Origin of the sequence: Pseudomonas taetrolens (genome assembly GCF_900475285.1) — a bacterium.
In the GTDB taxonomy this organism is placed as follows: domain Bacteria; phylum Pseudomonadota; class Gammaproteobacteria; order Pseudomonadales; family Pseudomonadaceae; genus Aquipseudomonas; species Aquipseudomonas taetrolens.
The window spans coordinates 2,272,310-2,286,935 of sequence record NZ_LS483370.1; the positions used below are offsets into that span (position 1 = coordinate 2,272,310).

At 58.1% G+C, this 14,626-nt stretch carries 13 protein-coding genes and 1 riboswitch; of the genes, 7 read left to right on the forward strand and 6 right to left on the reverse strand.

Features of this window, described 5'->3' with window-relative positions; genetic code table 11:
* The first annotated feature begins 139 nt into the window (after positions 1 to 139).
* Complete coding sequence (locus DQN55_RS10445; RefSeq protein ID WP_048380174.1) at positions 140 to 2,437, forward strand: fatty acid cis/trans isomerase; 2,298 nt, start codon at positions 140 to 142, stop codon at positions 2,435 to 2,437.
* A 111-nt stretch (positions 2,438 to 2,548) separates the two neighbouring features.
* A complete protein-coding gene (gene nfuA / locus DQN55_RS10450) occupies positions 2,549 to 3,133 on the forward strand; it encodes a Fe-S biogenesis protein NfuA (RefSeq protein WP_048380172.1) in 585 nt (194 codons plus the stop codon).
* A 107-nt stretch (positions 3,134 to 3,240) separates the two neighbouring features.
* On the opposite strand, the gene cobM is transcribed toward nfuA, so the two are convergent.
* The 5 genes from cobM to DQN55_RS10475 all read right to left on the reverse strand — a co-directional run bounded on the left by cobM (position 3,241) and on the right by DQN55_RS10475 (position 6,100).
* Positions 3,241 to 3,987 (reverse strand): precorrin-4 C(11)-methyltransferase, encoded by a 747-nt coding sequence (gene cobM / locus DQN55_RS10455; protein WP_048380170.1) that lies wholly within the window; start codon positions 3,985 to 3,987, stop codon positions 3,241 to 3,243.
* A 76-nt stretch (positions 3,988 to 4,063) separates the two neighbouring features.
* Positions 4,064 to 4,477 carry a cobalamin biosynthesis protein gene (locus DQN55_RS10460; RefSeq protein WP_048380168.1) on the reverse strand — a complete coding sequence of 138 codons (414 nt, stop codon included), beginning with the start codon at positions 4,475 to 4,477 and terminating at the stop codon, positions 4,064 to 4,066.
* Positions 4,474 to 5,175, reverse strand: a complete 702-nt coding sequence (locus DQN55_RS10465; RefSeq protein ID WP_048380166.1) for a CbtA family protein — start codon at positions 5,173 to 5,175, stop codon at positions 4,474 to 4,476. The genes DQN55_RS10460 and DQN55_RS10465 overlap by 4 nt, the downstream gene beginning before the upstream one ends.
* Before the next feature lie 11 nt (positions 5,176 to 5,186).
* Positions 5,187 to 5,378 (reverse strand): CbtB domain-containing protein, encoded by a 192-nt coding sequence (locus tag DQN55_RS10470; RefSeq protein ID WP_074702919.1) that lies wholly within the window; start codon positions 5,376 to 5,378, stop codon positions 5,187 to 5,189.
* A 93-nt stretch (positions 5,379 to 5,471) separates the two neighbouring features.
* Positions 5,472 to 5,685, reverse strand: a riboswitch (cobalamin riboswitch).
* Between the two features lie 52 nt (positions 5,686 to 5,737).
* Positions 5,738 to 6,100 (reverse strand): response regulator, encoded by a 363-nt coding sequence (locus tag DQN55_RS10475; RefSeq protein WP_048380163.1) that lies wholly within the window; start codon positions 6,098 to 6,100, stop codon positions 5,738 to 5,740.
* A gap of 258 nt (positions 6,101 to 6,358) precedes the next feature.
* Between DQN55_RS10475 and DQN55_RS10480 the strand changes: the two genes are divergently transcribed.
* Genes DQN55_RS10480 through DQN55_RS10500 form a run of 5 tightly spaced genes read left to right on the forward strand, consistent with a single transcriptional unit; the run spans position 6,359 to position 12,887 of the window.
* On the forward strand, positions 6,359 to 9,853 hold the full coding sequence (locus DQN55_RS10480; RefSeq protein WP_048380665.1) for a response regulator: 3,495 nt from the start codon (positions 6,359 to 6,361) through the stop codon (positions 9,851 to 9,853).
* A complete protein-coding gene (locus DQN55_RS10485) occupies positions 9,854 to 10,669 on the forward strand; it encodes a CheR family methyltransferase (protein ID WP_048380161.1) in 816 nt (271 codons plus the stop codon).
* Positions 10,666 to 11,265, forward strand: coding sequence for a chemotaxis protein CheB (locus tag DQN55_RS10490; RefSeq protein WP_048380159.1), 600 nt, complete (start codon positions 10,666 to 10,668; stop codon positions 11,263 to 11,265). Before DQN55_RS10485 ends, DQN55_RS10490 begins: the two co-directional genes overlap by 4 nt.
* Positions 11,256 to 12,500 carry a hybrid sensor histidine kinase/response regulator gene (locus tag DQN55_RS10495; RefSeq protein ID WP_048380157.1) on the forward strand — a complete coding sequence of 415 codons (1,245 nt, stop codon included), beginning with the start codon at positions 11,256 to 11,258 and terminating at the stop codon, positions 12,498 to 12,500. Before DQN55_RS10490 ends, DQN55_RS10495 begins: the two co-directional genes overlap by 10 nt.
* 9 nt (positions 12,501 to 12,509) lie before the next feature.
* Entirely contained in the window at positions 12,510 to 12,887 is a 378-nt protein-coding gene (locus DQN55_RS10500; RefSeq protein ID WP_048380155.1) for a response regulator, read from the forward strand.
* Between the two features lie 2 nt (positions 12,888 to 12,889).
* Here the strand turns inward: DQN55_RS10500 and DQN55_RS10505 are convergent, their stop codons facing one another.
* Positions 12,890 to 14,563 (reverse strand): ATP-binding protein, encoded by a 1,674-nt coding sequence (locus DQN55_RS10505; RefSeq protein ID WP_048380153.1) that lies wholly within the window; start codon positions 14,561 to 14,563, stop codon positions 12,890 to 12,892.
* Between the last annotated feature and the right edge of the window lie 63 nt (positions 14,564 to 14,626).

A 14,626-nucleotide genomic window follows, 5' to 3' on the forward strand; every position in this document is an offset into this window, starting at 1 on the left:
AGAGCCATGCAAAAGATGGCAAATCATAACAAACCTGCGTGGGATTTGATCGTTTGTCGTTTTACATGAATTTCATTCATGTTCTGGCAGTCGTTCCATGGGTAGAATTGCGACATATTTAATATCAGGACAATGGCACATGTTTTTTCGCCTCCTCGCCAGCGCCGTGACGCTGGTGGTGTGCAGTACAGCACAGGGTCAAACTCCGCTGGTCAGTTCCGCGATCTCTTACACGCGGGACATCCAGCCGATCCTTACCGAAAAGTGTGTTGCTTGCCATGCGTGCAACGATGCGGCCTGCCAGCTCAATCTCGGTAGCGCCGAAGGTGCAACCCGCGGTGCCAGCAAAGTGCCTGTCTACAAGGGCGACCGCACTACGGCAGTGCAACCGACACGGATCTTCTACGATGCCAGCGGTCCACAGGCATGGCAGCGCAAAGGGTTTTATTCGGTGCTCGATGCTCAGGGTGGTCAAGCGGCCTTGATGGCACGGATGCTGGAGCTGGGGCACAGCGCCCCGCTGACCCCCAACGCCAAGTTGCCGGAAGAGATTGTGTTGGGGCTCAACCGTGAGAATTCCTGCCCGGCCCCTGGCGAATTCAACGCCTACGCCCAGCGCCACCCCAAGGAAGGCATGCCGCTGGCGGTCACCGGGCTGACCGACGAGCAATACCTGACGGTGCAAACCTGGCTGGCGCAAGGCGCGCCGGTGGATCAAAACGCAATCAAGCCCAGCCCTGTCGAAGCCGCGCAGATTGCAGAGTGGGAGGCGCTGCTCAACCGCCCGGGCTCCACCGAGGCGCTTGTCGGCCGCTGGTTGTATGAGCATCTGTTCCTGGCTCACGCCTATTTCGACAATGGCGTGCCGGGGCATTTCTTTCAATGGGTGCGTTCGCGCACGCCCAGCGGGCAGCCCATCGACCTGATCGCAACCCGGCGTCCGAACGATGACCCGGGTACCGAGGTTTACTACCGGATGATGCCGGTGCAAGGCGTGATCGTGCATAAAACCCACATCACCTATCCGATGGGCGCGCGCAAGCTGGCCCGGGTCAAACAATTGTTTTACAGCGGGGACTGGCACGCCACGCGGTTGCCGGGTTATGGCCCGCGTAGCCGGGCCAATCCGTTCGAGACGTTCGAAGCCATCCCGGCAGTGGCGCGTTATCAGTTCATGCTCGACAACGCCGAATACTTCGTGCGCACCTTTATTCGCGGCCCCGTCTGCCGTGGGCAGATTGCTACTGACGTGATTCGCGATAACTTCTGGGCCGTGTTCCAGGAGCCGGCGCACGACCGTTACGTGACCGATGCGGCTTACCGCGGCGAAGCCACCCCATTGCTGGCAATGCCCGGGCAGATCGACAATGTGGGCAGCATCATTTCCCTGTGGCACAACTACCGGGACAAGCGTAATGACTACGAACAGTTGCGTCAGGACGCCTATGCCGACATGCCGCCGCCCAGTTGGTCAACCCTGTGGGCGGGCAACGACAACGCCTTGTTGACGATCTTCCGTCACTTCGACAGCGCCAGCGTCAGCAAGGGCCTGATCGGAGATGTACCGCAGACGATGTGGTTGTTCGATTACCCGTTGCTGGAGCGGACCTATTATCAGCTGGCGGTCAATTTCGATGTGTACGGCAACGTTGCCCATCAGGCCCAGACCCGCCTGTACTTTGACTTGATCCGCAACGGCGCCGAGGTCAACTTCTTGCGCCTGATGCCTGCCGGGCAGAGAGCCGGGATTCTGGGGGACTGGTACCAGAACAGCGGCAAGCTGAAAATGTGGATGGACTACCAGAAAATCGATGCCGATACCCCGACCGGGATCAAGCTCGATCCAGCCGATCCGAAGCGTGACTTTGCGCTCAAGCTGATCGAGCGTACCGGTACCTTGAATGCGCGTCCCGATCCGATCAACCGTTGCACGGGAGCGTATTGTTCTCGCCCGGGCATTGATCAGGAGTTCCAGTACGCCGAGCAGGCCCTGAGCCGTCTGGCATCACGTCCTGCGGCCGGGCTGGCAGTGATCAACCGCATGCCTGAAGCGAGCATGTTGAGGGTCGAAGGTGCCAGCGGCAAACGGATGTTTTACAGCGCGCTGCGCAATCGGGCGCACACCAACGTGGCCTTCATGATGGGCGAGGAGTACCGTCTGCAACCCGGGCTGGACACCTTGACCCTGTATCCGGGCGTGCTCAGCAGTTACCCGAACTTCATGTTCAACATTCCGGCGGCAGAGGTTGAAGCGTTCGTTGAGGCGATGGAGAAATCCCGTGATCAGGCAAGCTTCGACGCCATCGTCGAGCGCTGGGGCGTTCGCCGCAGCCACCCGCAGTTCTGGCAGTACTTCCATGATATTGGCGAGTACATTAATGAAACCGACCCGGTCGAGGCGGGCGTGCTGGACATGAACCGCTACGAGAACCTGTAAAGGCCCGGTTATTTTGAATACCTGGGGTGCTGCTTTCCTGACAAAAATACTAGGACTTTGTCAGGCGCGCCGATTGGCGTAAACTGCGCCCCATGTCTGCGAGGAGATTCCATGAGCGCCATAACGATTACCGACGCCGCCCACGATTACCTGGCTGATCTGCTGTCCAAGCAGAACACCCCGGGCATCGGCATCCGCGTCTTTATCACCCAGCCCGGCACCCAGTACGCTGAAACCTGTATTGCCTACTGCAAGCCGGCTGAAGTCAAACCTGAAGATACGGCCATTGGCCTGAAAACCTTTACGGCCTGGATCGATTCGTTCAGCGAACCGTTCCTTGACGATGCCGTGGTGGATTACGCCACCGATCGCATGGGTGGCCAGCTGACCATCAAGGCACCAAACGCCAAAGTGCCGATGGTCAATGCCGACAGCCCGATCAACGAGCGCATCAACTACTACCTGCAAACCGAGATCAACCCGGGCCTGGCCAGTCACGGCGGTCAGGTCAGCCTGATCGAAGTGGTTGAAGACGGTATTGCGGTGCTCAAGTTCGGTGGCGGTTGCCAGGGCTGCGGCCAGGCGGACGTTACCCTGCGTGAAGGCATCGAGCGTACCCTGCTTGAGCGAGTCCCGGAGCTCAAGGGTGTACGTGATGTGACCGACCACTCGCAGAAAGAAAACGCCTACTACTGAGTCATCGGTAACAGGGTGTTCGCTGCAAGGCAGATGAAAAAACGGTGCCCCGTGAGCACCGTTTTTTTATGCCCACGACACAGGGCGGCTGTGTCGTGTGGGGTGATTCAGGGCCGGTACAGATGCGCATGGCCTGCGCGGTACAGCGAAGAAGCCGAGAAGCTGTCGTTGGCCAGTACCCGTCCCACCAGAATCAACGCTGTACGTTTGAAACCCTTGGCTTGAACCTTCGCCAGAATGTCTACCAGAGTGCCTTGTACCCAGTCCTGATCGGGCCAGCTGGCACGGTGGATGACGGCAATCGGGCAGTCGCTGCCGTAGTGTGGCGTCAGTTCGGCGACGATCGCCTCAAGGTTCTTCACCCCCAGATGAATCGCCATGGTTGCCTTGTGCTGTGCCAGGCTGGCCAGTTCTTCGCCTGCCGGCATCACGGTTTTTTCCGCGTAGCGGGTCAGGATCACAGTCTGCGAGATATCCGGAAGAGTCAATTCTGCGCCGAGTATCGCGGCGCAGGCGGCGGTGGCGGTGACCCCGGGAATGATCTCGAAGGCGATACCCAGCTCACGCAGGCAGCGAATCTGCTCGCCAATCGCGCCATACAGCGAAGGATCGCCGGAGTGTACCCGGGCTACATCCTGGCCCTTGGCGTCTGCGGCCTTGATCAGGGCGATGATTTGCTCAAGGTGCAACTCGGCGCTATTGATCACCTGTTCAGCCTGATGGCCTTCAAGTACTGCGGCCGGCACCAGCGAGCCCGCGTAAATGATCACCGGGCAGCTGCGGATCAGGCGCTGGCCCTTGACGGTAATCAGCTCTGGATCGCCGGGCCCGGCACCGATGAAATAAACAGTCATGGCAGTCTCTGGAAAAGGTCGAGATAGAGCTGTTCTTGAACAACGCTCATAGTGAGGCAGGGGATTATCCCGGTTTTTACCCGGCGCAGGCCAATGCAAAGGTTGCCACCGGCGAATGCTTGCGGGTGATCAACAGGCGTGCCGGGGTGCCAGCCAGTTGCCCGGCCAGCGCCAGGGCTGAACTTTCCGCAACGCCAAAGCAACCGGTTTGCTCGAATGCAATGGCCGAGCGCTGGCTGAGCTGTGATGCATAAGGCGCTAGCCGCTCGGCATTGAACAAGGTCAATGGCAAGGCGAGCCGTGCCTCCAGCTCGATCAGCCCCGGCTCCCCGCGTTTGTGTTCGATACTGGCCAGGCCGCAGATCGCGCTCAGGGCAATCCCGGCCTCCCTGAGTGACGCTTCGATCAGTGCCCATAAATCATCAGCACTGCAACCCTGGCGGCAGCCTAGGCCCATCACCAGGACGGGCGCCGAGGCGGGCCTCATCATGCCGGGTATTGATCCTGCGGATTACGCCGGAACAACCAGGTGCTGATAACACCCAGGGCCAGCCAGAACGCCAGGTTGGTCAATTGCGAGGCGATCTTGAACTGTGATTCCAGTTCTTGCGGGGCCAGACTGGAATGCACCAGCGGTTGAGGCGCGCCAAAGACGTGGGGTACCAGCACGATGGCCACCGCCAGTAGCTTCAACGCCCAATGTTTGCCAAAGGCCAGCAGTGCAATGCCGACAGCGGTCGAGGCGGCCGTAGTGATCCACCAGATCTGCCGTTGCAGCAAGTCAGCCGCCGCCGTGCCTGGCAACTCGGGTGGTAGGCCCAGGGTTGGCGCCAGGCAGAACGTGGCATAACCGGCCAGGCCCCAGAGCAAACCCTGAGAGGTGCGCGTGGGTCTGCGCAAGGTGTACAGGCCGGCGAGCATCAGGGCAAAACCCACCGCAACCACCAGATTGCCACCTGTGGTCGACAGCACGCGCTGCCAGCCATCTTCCGGTTCCCAGGCTTCAGCGTCGTGGGCATGGCCGGCTACGCTGCTGTTTGCATGTTCATGTACTTCGCTGGCAGCCGGTGTTTCGTAGGTTTCTGCCTGGAGAATCAGCGGGGAGACCCACAGGCTTTGCAGCACCGTCAGCAACAACGCGGCCAGCAAGCCGGTGAACCCGGCGGTTTGAGCAATACGCTTGATCATGGCAGGCAGTCTCAATGGCACGGAAAGGCCGCGCTGTGACGGGTGTCATGCGCTGCGTTGTGAACGGCCTCGATATGCGAGAAGCCTGCAAAGTAGACGAGGAAAGCTCCCAGCACCGTGGCACCGATGGCGACGGCAAGGCGCTGGCTACGGGTGGACGTGGCGGCGGTGGCTGAGTGCGTGTGGCGGGTGCTGATGGACATGGCGCTGGCCTCGGGTCAGGCAGCGGGCATCAGAGCGCAACAAACCCGCGAACGAAGCTCGCAGGGTTCAACAGCGCCCGCCCACCGCGGGTTTGTTATTTACGTGACCAGGCCGGTCTCCGGGCTTGCGAGGGGCTCATGCCATCTGAGCCTGCAACATCACCTTCCCATGCCTGAGCACAGTGGATTAGATGTTTCTCTCGCTTACCGTTGCGGGGGCAGCGCCGGACTTGTCAGGGCGATTAACGCCTGACGCACCGGTTTCCCGTTTCACCCAGTGAAGGGCACCTGATACAAGATGTGTAGGAGAGCACAGCGGCAAGCCACCGTCAATTCGCCATGGCCTGCAAAAAGCCGGGTCAGATCCCCAGCATGCTTTTGACCTTGTCCCGTAACTGATCAATCGAGAACGGTTTGCCAATTATCGCCATGCCTTCCTCAACCTCAACGGTATCCGCGTAGCCACTGGCAAACAGGATGGGCAGTGACTGGCGCAGCTCACGGGCTTTTTGTGCCAGCGCCCGACCGTCCATGCCTGGTAGTCCGACGTCGGTCATCAGCAGATCAATACGCTGATTTGTATCTTCAAGCAATTCAATTGCCCGCGCGCTGCCGTCAGCCTCAAGCACGCTGAAACCCAGCTCTTGTAGTACGTCGACAATCAGCATGCGCACGATGTCGTCGTCTTCGACCACCAGGATGGTGGAGGGTGTTGCAGGCATAGTGGTTACCCCAAGAAAATATTGAGCGCGGGTGAAGGGGCCAGGGAGTGCTGGCAGGCAGTGCCAAGATGTAGCCCGGACATGTATCCGCGCCTGTACAAAAATTACGTCTGTACAAGTTCTGCCAGAATAGCGCTTAGCGATAGGTGTAGGCAGATTTATGTAAGAAATTTAGCGATTTCGCGTAAGAAAATAGCTTGTACCGGGGGTTATCCGGCAAACTTGCGGTTTTTTATGACTGTCCACGGGCCAGAAAAAATGAAATCACCTGCAGCAGTTGATGAGAAAAGCTTCCGCAAGCTCCTGAGTCGCAACGTCGGTTTGCCCTTGGGTGTGGGCGTGCTTAGCGCCGTGCTGTTTGTGGCGATGATCAGCTACTTGTTGACCGTGATGCAGTGGCTCGAGCACACCGACCGGGTGATCAGCAATGCCAATGAGGCCGTCAGACTGGCAGTCGATCTGGAAACCGGCATGCGCGGTTATCTGATTACCGGTGATGAGCATTTCCTTGACCCGTATGAAGTGGCCAAACCGCAAATCAAGGCTCAACTGCTGACTCTGCAAAACATGGTCAGTGATAACCCGCAGCAGGTCGATCGCCTCAAGCGCCTGGAAACCTTGCAGTTGGACTGGAGTGAGTACGCCCAGTCGATGATTGACATGCGCCGTAATCACGGTGACTACAGCGCTGCCGTTCAGGCCGGGCGCGGCAAGCAACTGAGTGATCAGGTGCGTAAGGAATTCGACAACTTCATTGCGATGGAGCAGCAGTTGCGTGTGGCGCGCAGCACGGACGTGAGCCGCACGACGTTTATCAGCATCGGTCTGTATTTGATCTTTGTCCTGGGTGTCAGTGGTCTTCTCGCCTACATTGGTCGCCGTGATTTGCTCAATCTATCAAGCAGTTACAGCGCGACGTTGGCGTCGCAGCTGCAGACGGCCAAACGCCTGGAGCATCAGGGCTGGCTGCGTAACGGGCAAACCGAACTGGCGGAACAGGTGCTGGGCCGCCTGACCCTCAACATGCTGGGGCGCAACATTCTGCAGTTTTGCGCCCAGTACCTGGGCGCGGTGGTCGGCGCCATTTATGTGCGTGAAGACCATGGCGGTCTGAAGCGTGTGGCCAGCTACGGGTTTTCCAGGGAGCAGGAAGCCCGGGACCAGTTGATCCATAACGATGAAGGCCTGGTCGGTCAGGCCGCGCAACAGGATCAACTGATCCGTCTGGACAATGTTCCGGCGGATTATTTCAAGGTCAGTTCAGGGCTGGGCGAAGGCACGCCGGGTAGCGTGATTATCGTGCCGACCAGTGACGATGACCGGGTTAACGGGGTTGTCGAACTGGGTTTTCTGCGGCCGCTGGTTCAGCGCGATATCGAACTGTTCGAGTTGATTGCCGACAATATCGGCATGTCCATCGAAGCCGCGCGCTATCGCCAGCGCCTGCAGGAAGTGCTGGCCGAGACCCAGCAGTTGAATGAAGAGCTGCAAGTGCAGCAGGAAGAGCTCAAGACCGCCAATGAAGAGCTGGAAGAGCAGTCGCGCATCCTCAAGGAGTCGCAGACCCACCTCGAAACCCAGCAGGCAGAGCTGGAACAGACCAACGAGCAACTGGCAGACCAGGCACTTGCGCTGGCCGGTCAGCGTGATGCGATGGACCAGAAGAACAATGAACTGAATCGGGCCCAGATCCAGCTCGAGGAGCGGGCCGACGAGTTGCTGCGCTCCAGCAAGTACAAGTCCGAATTCCTGGCCAACATGTCTCACGAGCTGAGGACGCCGCTCAATAGCTCATTGATCCTGGCCAAACTCCTGTCGGAAAACCCGCAGGGCAACCTTTCGCCCGAGCAGGTCAAGTTTTCCGAATCGATCTACTCCGCCGGTAATGACTTGCTCAACCTGATCAACGACATCCTGGATATTTCCAAAGTGGAAGCGGGCAAGCTCGAAGTCCGCCCCGAAAATACCGGTGTGGCACGGGTGGTGGAAGGTCTGCGCGGTATGTTCGAGCCGCTGGCCGCGGACAAATCCCTGAACTTGCGGGTTGAGTTGCAGCCCGGCACGCCGGCGATGATTTATACCGACAGCCAGCGACTGGAGCAGATCCTGAAAAACCTGCTGTCGAATGCGATCAAATTCACCGAGAAAGGTCAGGTCAGCCTGACCGTAGCGAGCCAGCCGGGCCACGGCATTGTCTTTGCCGTGCGCGACTCGGGTATCGGCATCGCTCCAGAGCAACAGGAAAGCATCTTCGAGGCCTTCCGTCAGGCGGATGGCACCACCAACCGGCGCTATGGCGGTACTGGCCTGGGGTTGTCGATTTCCCGTGATCTGGCGAACTTGCTCGGTGGGAACATCAGCGTTGTCAGCGAGCCGGGGCAGGGCAGTACGTTTACCCTGGTGTTGCCTGAACAATTCGTTGAGCACGATGACCAACAGCCACCGATTCCGCTCAGTGCGCCGGTGCGGGTGGCTCCGGTGATGCCAAGGCCCGTGCCTGCGCCGATAGCCGTGCCGGTGGTCGAGATACCGCGATTCATGGATGACCGGGAAAAGGCCCCGTTCGCCACGCGTTGCATTCTGGTGATCGAAGATGAGCCCAACTTTGCGCACATCCTCTTCGATCTGGCGCATGAACTGGGATATCACTGCCTGGTGGCCCATGGGGCGGACGAAGGTTTCAACCTCGCGGCGCAATTCCTGCCTGATGCCATTCTGCTCGACATGCGCCTGCCGGACCAATCCGGCCTGACCGTGTTGCAGCGGCTCAAGGCATTGGCCCCCACCCGGCACATCCCGGTGCACGTGATCTCGGTGGAAGACCGCATCGAAGCCGCAATGCACATGGGCGCCATCGGTTACGCAATCAAACCGACATCCCGTGAAGAATTGAAAACCGTGTTCGCACGCCTCGAGGCCAAGCTTGCGCAGAAGGTCAAACGCGTGTTGCTGGTCGAGGATGATGACCTGCAGCGCGATAGCATTGCGCGCCTGATCGGCGATGAAGACATCGAGATTACCGCCGTGGGCTTTGCCCATGAGGCACTCGAACTGCTGCGCACGAATATTTACGACTGCATGATCATCGACCTCAAGTTGCCGGACATGCTGGGCAATGACTTGCTCAAGCGCATGTCCACCGAGGACATCTGCTCGTTCCCGCCGGTGATCGTCTATACCGGGCGCAACCTGACCCGCGATGAAGAGGCCGAGCTGCGCAAGTACTCGCGCTCGATCATTATCAAGGGCGCCCGCTCGCCTGAGCGCTTGCTGGATGAAGTGACATTATTTCTGCACAAAGTCGAATCTCAGCTGTCCCATGAGCGGCAAACGATGCTCAAGACCGCCCGCAGCCGCGACAAGGTGTTTGAAGGGCGCAAGATTCTGTTGGTGGACGACGACGTTCGCAATATCTTCGCCCTCACCAGTGCCCTTGAGCAAAAGGGCGCGATTGTCGTGATCGGGCGCAACGGCCGTGAGGCCATTGAACGGCTGAACGAGGTCGAGGACATCGATCTGGTGCTGATGGATGTGATGATGCCGGAAATGGATGGCTATGAAGCCACCATTGAAATCCGCAAGAACCCGCGCTGGCGCAAGCTACCGATCATTGCGGTCACGGCCAAGGCCATGAAGGACGACCAGGAGCGGTGCCTGCAGGCAGGCACTAACGATTACCTGGCAAAACCCATTGATCTGGATCGGTTGTTTTCGTTGATCCGGGTGTGGCTACCGAAAATGGAACGTATATAAGTGCAACGAAGCACAGACATCGAGTTGCGGCTGTTGATCGAGGCGATTTACCTCAAATACAGCTACGACTTTCGTGACTACTCCGGCGCGTCGGTGAAGCGCCGGGTACACCATGCCATGCGCCAGTTCGAGTGCAGCACCATCTCGGCCCTCCAGGAGCGGGTGCTGCATGACCCGACAGCCTTCATGCAGTTGCTGCAGTACCTGACGATTCCGGTCAGTGAGATGTTTCGTGATCCTGAGCACTTTCTGGCGATCCGCCAGGAGGTGGTGCCGTTTCTCAAGACCTATCCGTCGCTCAAGATCTGGATCGCGGGCTGCAGCACCGGCGAGGAAGTCTATTCGATGGCTATCCTCCTGCGCGAAGAGGGCTTGCTGGATCGCACCATCATCTACGCCACTGATATCAACCCGCGCTCACTGGAAAAAGCCAAGCAAGGCATTTTCTCGATGGAGAATATCCGGGCCTATACCCTGAACTACCAGAAATCAGGCGGGCAACGCGCTTTCTCGGATTACTACACGGCGGCCTACGATTACGCGATTTTTGACAAGTCCCTGTGCGAGAACGTGACCTTCGCCGATCACAGCCTGGCGACGGACAGCGTATTTTCAGAGACTCATTTAATTTCATGTCGTAACGTATTGATTTATTTCAATAAAAACCTGCAAAACAGGACCTTTGGCTTGTTTCACGAGTCGCTGTGCCACCGCGGTTTCCTGATGCTGGGCAGTAAGGAAACCCTGGATTTCTCGGACTACAGCAAGCAGTTCACGCCCTTACTCAAACATGAACGGATCTACCGCAAACTATGAAGGCAGATACCGCTAGTCTGCGTCCAGTGCAGGCCATTGTTGTTGGCGCTTCTGCGGGGGGCGTTGAGGCGCTGCTGAGCATATTTACCGGATTGAAGACGGGCTTCAGGCTGCCGATCATCGTGGTCTTGCACGTACCGGATGAGCGCCGCAGTCAATTGGCTGAGGTCTTTTCCCGGCGAATCAGCCTCCCGGTCAAAGAAGTGGACGACAAGGAGCCGATATTGCAGGGCACCTTGTATTTCGCAGCACCCGGCTATCATGTATCGGTGGAACGGGACCGCAGTTTTTCGTTAAGCCGTGAGGAGCGCGTGCATTACTCACGCCCCTCGATTGATTACCTGTTCGAGTCTGCCGCTGATGTGTACCAACATGCCCTGGCCGCAATCTTGCTGACAGGAGCCAATCAGGATGGGGCTCACGGATTGGAAATGGTCAGCCAGCAAGGCGGCCTGACGATCGTCCAGGACCCTGACGAAGCACTGGTTTCGACCATGCCGAATGCGGCACTGGCGCGCCTCAAGCCGGATTACATCCTTCCTTTGCACGGCATCGGCCGTCTGCTAGTCGAGCTGGAACGAATCGAATGCTACTAAGTGATATTCAAGCCAAGCTATTGATCGTTGATGATCTGCCAGAGAACCTGCTGGCGCTCGAAGCGTTGATCAAGCGCGAGGATCGTACGGTCTACAAGGCGTTGTCTGCGGACGAGGCATTGTCATTGCTGCTGCAACACGAGTTCGCGATCGCCATTCTTGACGTGCAAATGCCGGGGATGAATGGCTTTGAGCTGGCCGAACTGATGCGCGGCACGGAAAAAACCAAAAACATCCCGATCGTTTTTGTCAGCGCTGCCGGGCGTGAGATGAACTATGCCTTCAAGGGCTATGAAAGCGGCGCCGTCGACTTTTTGCACAAGCCCCTGGATATCCATGCGGTCAAGAGCAAGGTCAATGTGTTCGTCGACCTTTATCGGCAGAGCAAGGCCTTGAAGCAACAGCTCGAGGCTCTGGAACAAAGCCGCCGAGAGCAGGAAACCCTGCTTGCGCAATTGCAGGTGACCCAGGGTGAGCTCGAGCATGCAATCCGCATGCGCGACGACTTCATGTCGATTGTCTCCCATGAAGTCCGCACGCCGCTCAACGGGCTGATCCTGGAAACGCAGCTGCGCAAGATGCACCTGGCGCGGGACAACGCGGCTGCTTTTACCCTGGACAAGATGCAGGCGATGGTCGATCGCGACGAACGCCAGATCCAGAGCCTGATCCGCTTGATCGAAGACATGCTCGACGTGTCACGCATTCGTACCGGTAAACTGTCTATCCGCCCGGTCGAATTTGACTTGTCGCGTGCGATAGGTAACTTGCTGGAAAGCTTTGCCCCGCAGATCAGTGCGGCGCACTCCAGCGTCAACTTTACGGCCGAACAGCCGGTGATCGGGCACTGGGACGAGTTCCGCATCGAGCAGGTGGTGTCGAACCTGCTTACCAATGCCTTGCGTTATGGTGCGAACAAGCCAATCGAAGTGTCGGTATATGCCGAAGGAGATTGCGCCGTGATCACTGTCCGCGACCAAGGCATCGGCATCAGCGAAGAGAACCAGCAGCGGGTCTTTCAGCAGTTCGAGCGGGTTTCAGCCAGTCATGTGACCGCCGGGCTAGGGCTGGGGCTGTTTATCTCCGAGCAGATCATTGCCGCTCACAGCGGAACGATTTCTGTGCAGAGCGCCCTGGGTGAGGGCGCGCTGTTCAAAGTGTGTCTGCCTCTGGTACAAACGAGCGCAACCTATGACGACGACCGCGGTCGTATGGGCAGCAATGATACCGATTAAGGTTTTCCCATGAGTGAAGATGCACAAGATGTTGTTCTGATTGTCGAAGACGACCCCTCGATCCTGATGGTATTGAGCGCCTACCTGGCAGGTGAAGGCTACAGGGTTCTACAGGCTGAAAACGGTGAGCAGGCGTTCGAGATCCTGGCGAGCAAGCCGCATCTGGACTTGATGATCACTGATTTTCGATTGCCCGGAGGTATTTCCGGGGTGCAGATCGCTGAACCCGCGCTGAAGCTGCGGCCCGATCTGAAGGTGATTTTTATCAGTGGCTACCCCGCAGAAATTCGCGACACCGGTAGCCCCATTACCCTCACCGCACCTATTCTGGCCAAGCCTTTCGATCTCGATACCCTGCAAGCGAAGATCCGCAAACTACTGGCCTGAGGTCATTGGCGGGGGAGCATTTCGTTGACCTTGGCCGTGAGTCGCTCGAGGGTGAACGGCTTGCTCAGCAAATGCATGCCAGGCGCCAGGAACCCGCTGTGCACGGTGGCTTGCCGCGCGTAGCCGGTGATGAAAAGGATGGTCAGATCCGGCCGAACCTGGCGGCTCATATCGGCCAGCTGTCGGCCGCTGATTCCGGGCAGGCCGACATCGCTGATCATCAGGTCAATCGGCTGAGCCGACTCGATCACAGGCAGTGCGCTGTCGGCATCCATGGCGCTGAACACCTTGAATCCCTGATCGCACAGCACTTGCGTCACCACTTCTCGCACGGCCGCATCGTCTTCGACCAGCAGCACTGTTTTTTCGGCACCGAGGGCCGGTGGTGCTGGCAGCGTACTGTCCGCCTCGCTGTGTTGTGGAGCAGTCTTGAGCCTTGGCAGATACAGCATGACCGTCGTCCCCAACGATTCCTGGCTTTCGATGCTGACATGGCCACGTGATTGCTTGCAGAACCCGTAAATCATCGACAGCCCGAGCCCTGTCCCCTGACCGATGCCTTTTGTGGTGAAAAAGGGGTCAAAAGCGTGCTTGAGGACATTCTGTGGCATGCCATGACCATTGTCTGACACGTTCAGCACAACGTAGTCGCCAGGGGTGAGGTGCGCGCGGCTCTCGCAAAAGGCAGGGTCCAGGTGTTGATTGGACGCTGTGATCGTGAATTGCCCACCGTGCGGCATCGCATCACAGGCGTTCGACACAAGGTGCAGCAACGCGTTTTCAAGTTGCAGCGGGTCAATTTCGGCCGTCCACAGACACTCGGTGCTCCCCAGACACAACTCGATATTGTCTGCCAGATGATTCTGCAGGGGCACACGCATGCCCTGCAGCCAGTCATTCATGGCCACTGGCTTGGAATCCAGTGGCTGGTTCCGAGCAAATGCCAGCAGGCGATGAGTCAAACCCGCCGCCCGGTTGGCGGAAGTGATGCCCAAATCGATCAACTTGTCGAGGTCATCGGTTTTCCCCCGGGCCAAGCGTCTGCGCAACAATTCAAGGCTGCCGATGATTCCTGCCAGCATGTTATTGAAATCATGGGCGATGCCGCCTGCAAGCTGACCGACTGCTTCCAAATGGGTATGCAGCAGATTTTCATCCTGCCTTTGTGTCAAATCTAATGGGGTACTTTCTTTTTTATCAATGGCTTGCAGCATATTGTTAAGCTGGTTTTGATGTTCGGTCAGCACCATGGAACAGTCTCTGGACGCATATTGCCTGCGACGAGCGCGCACTGCGTTCTGCACCAGACTGCTGAAGGTTGTTCGGGACCATGGCGCTTCAATGATGGTCAGGTTACCCAGTTGCTCACTTAATGCCTGGACTTGGGAGGGGCTTAGACCTTGTTGCGGGGCGAGCACGATGACAGGCAGATCTGACCAAGGGGGCTGCTGATTGAGGAAGGTGAGCAGTGGGTCAAGCAGGGAGGCCTGAGCCGGCATCACGGCGATGACCAGAACGCCCGCGCCGATGCGGAGTTCGTGGAGCAAGGGCTCCATGCCCGTCACGCAATGGCTGCTCTCACCGGCCGCTTCGAGCCATTGCAGATGAACGGCACTGTCCGGGCCAGGAGGCGCAAACACCAGCGCGCGCTCTTCGATAGGGCCACATGCAATCACAGAATCTACCGCCTTTTGTCACGGGTTTATAACCTGAAGCCACGCACACGTGGTTATAGGTCT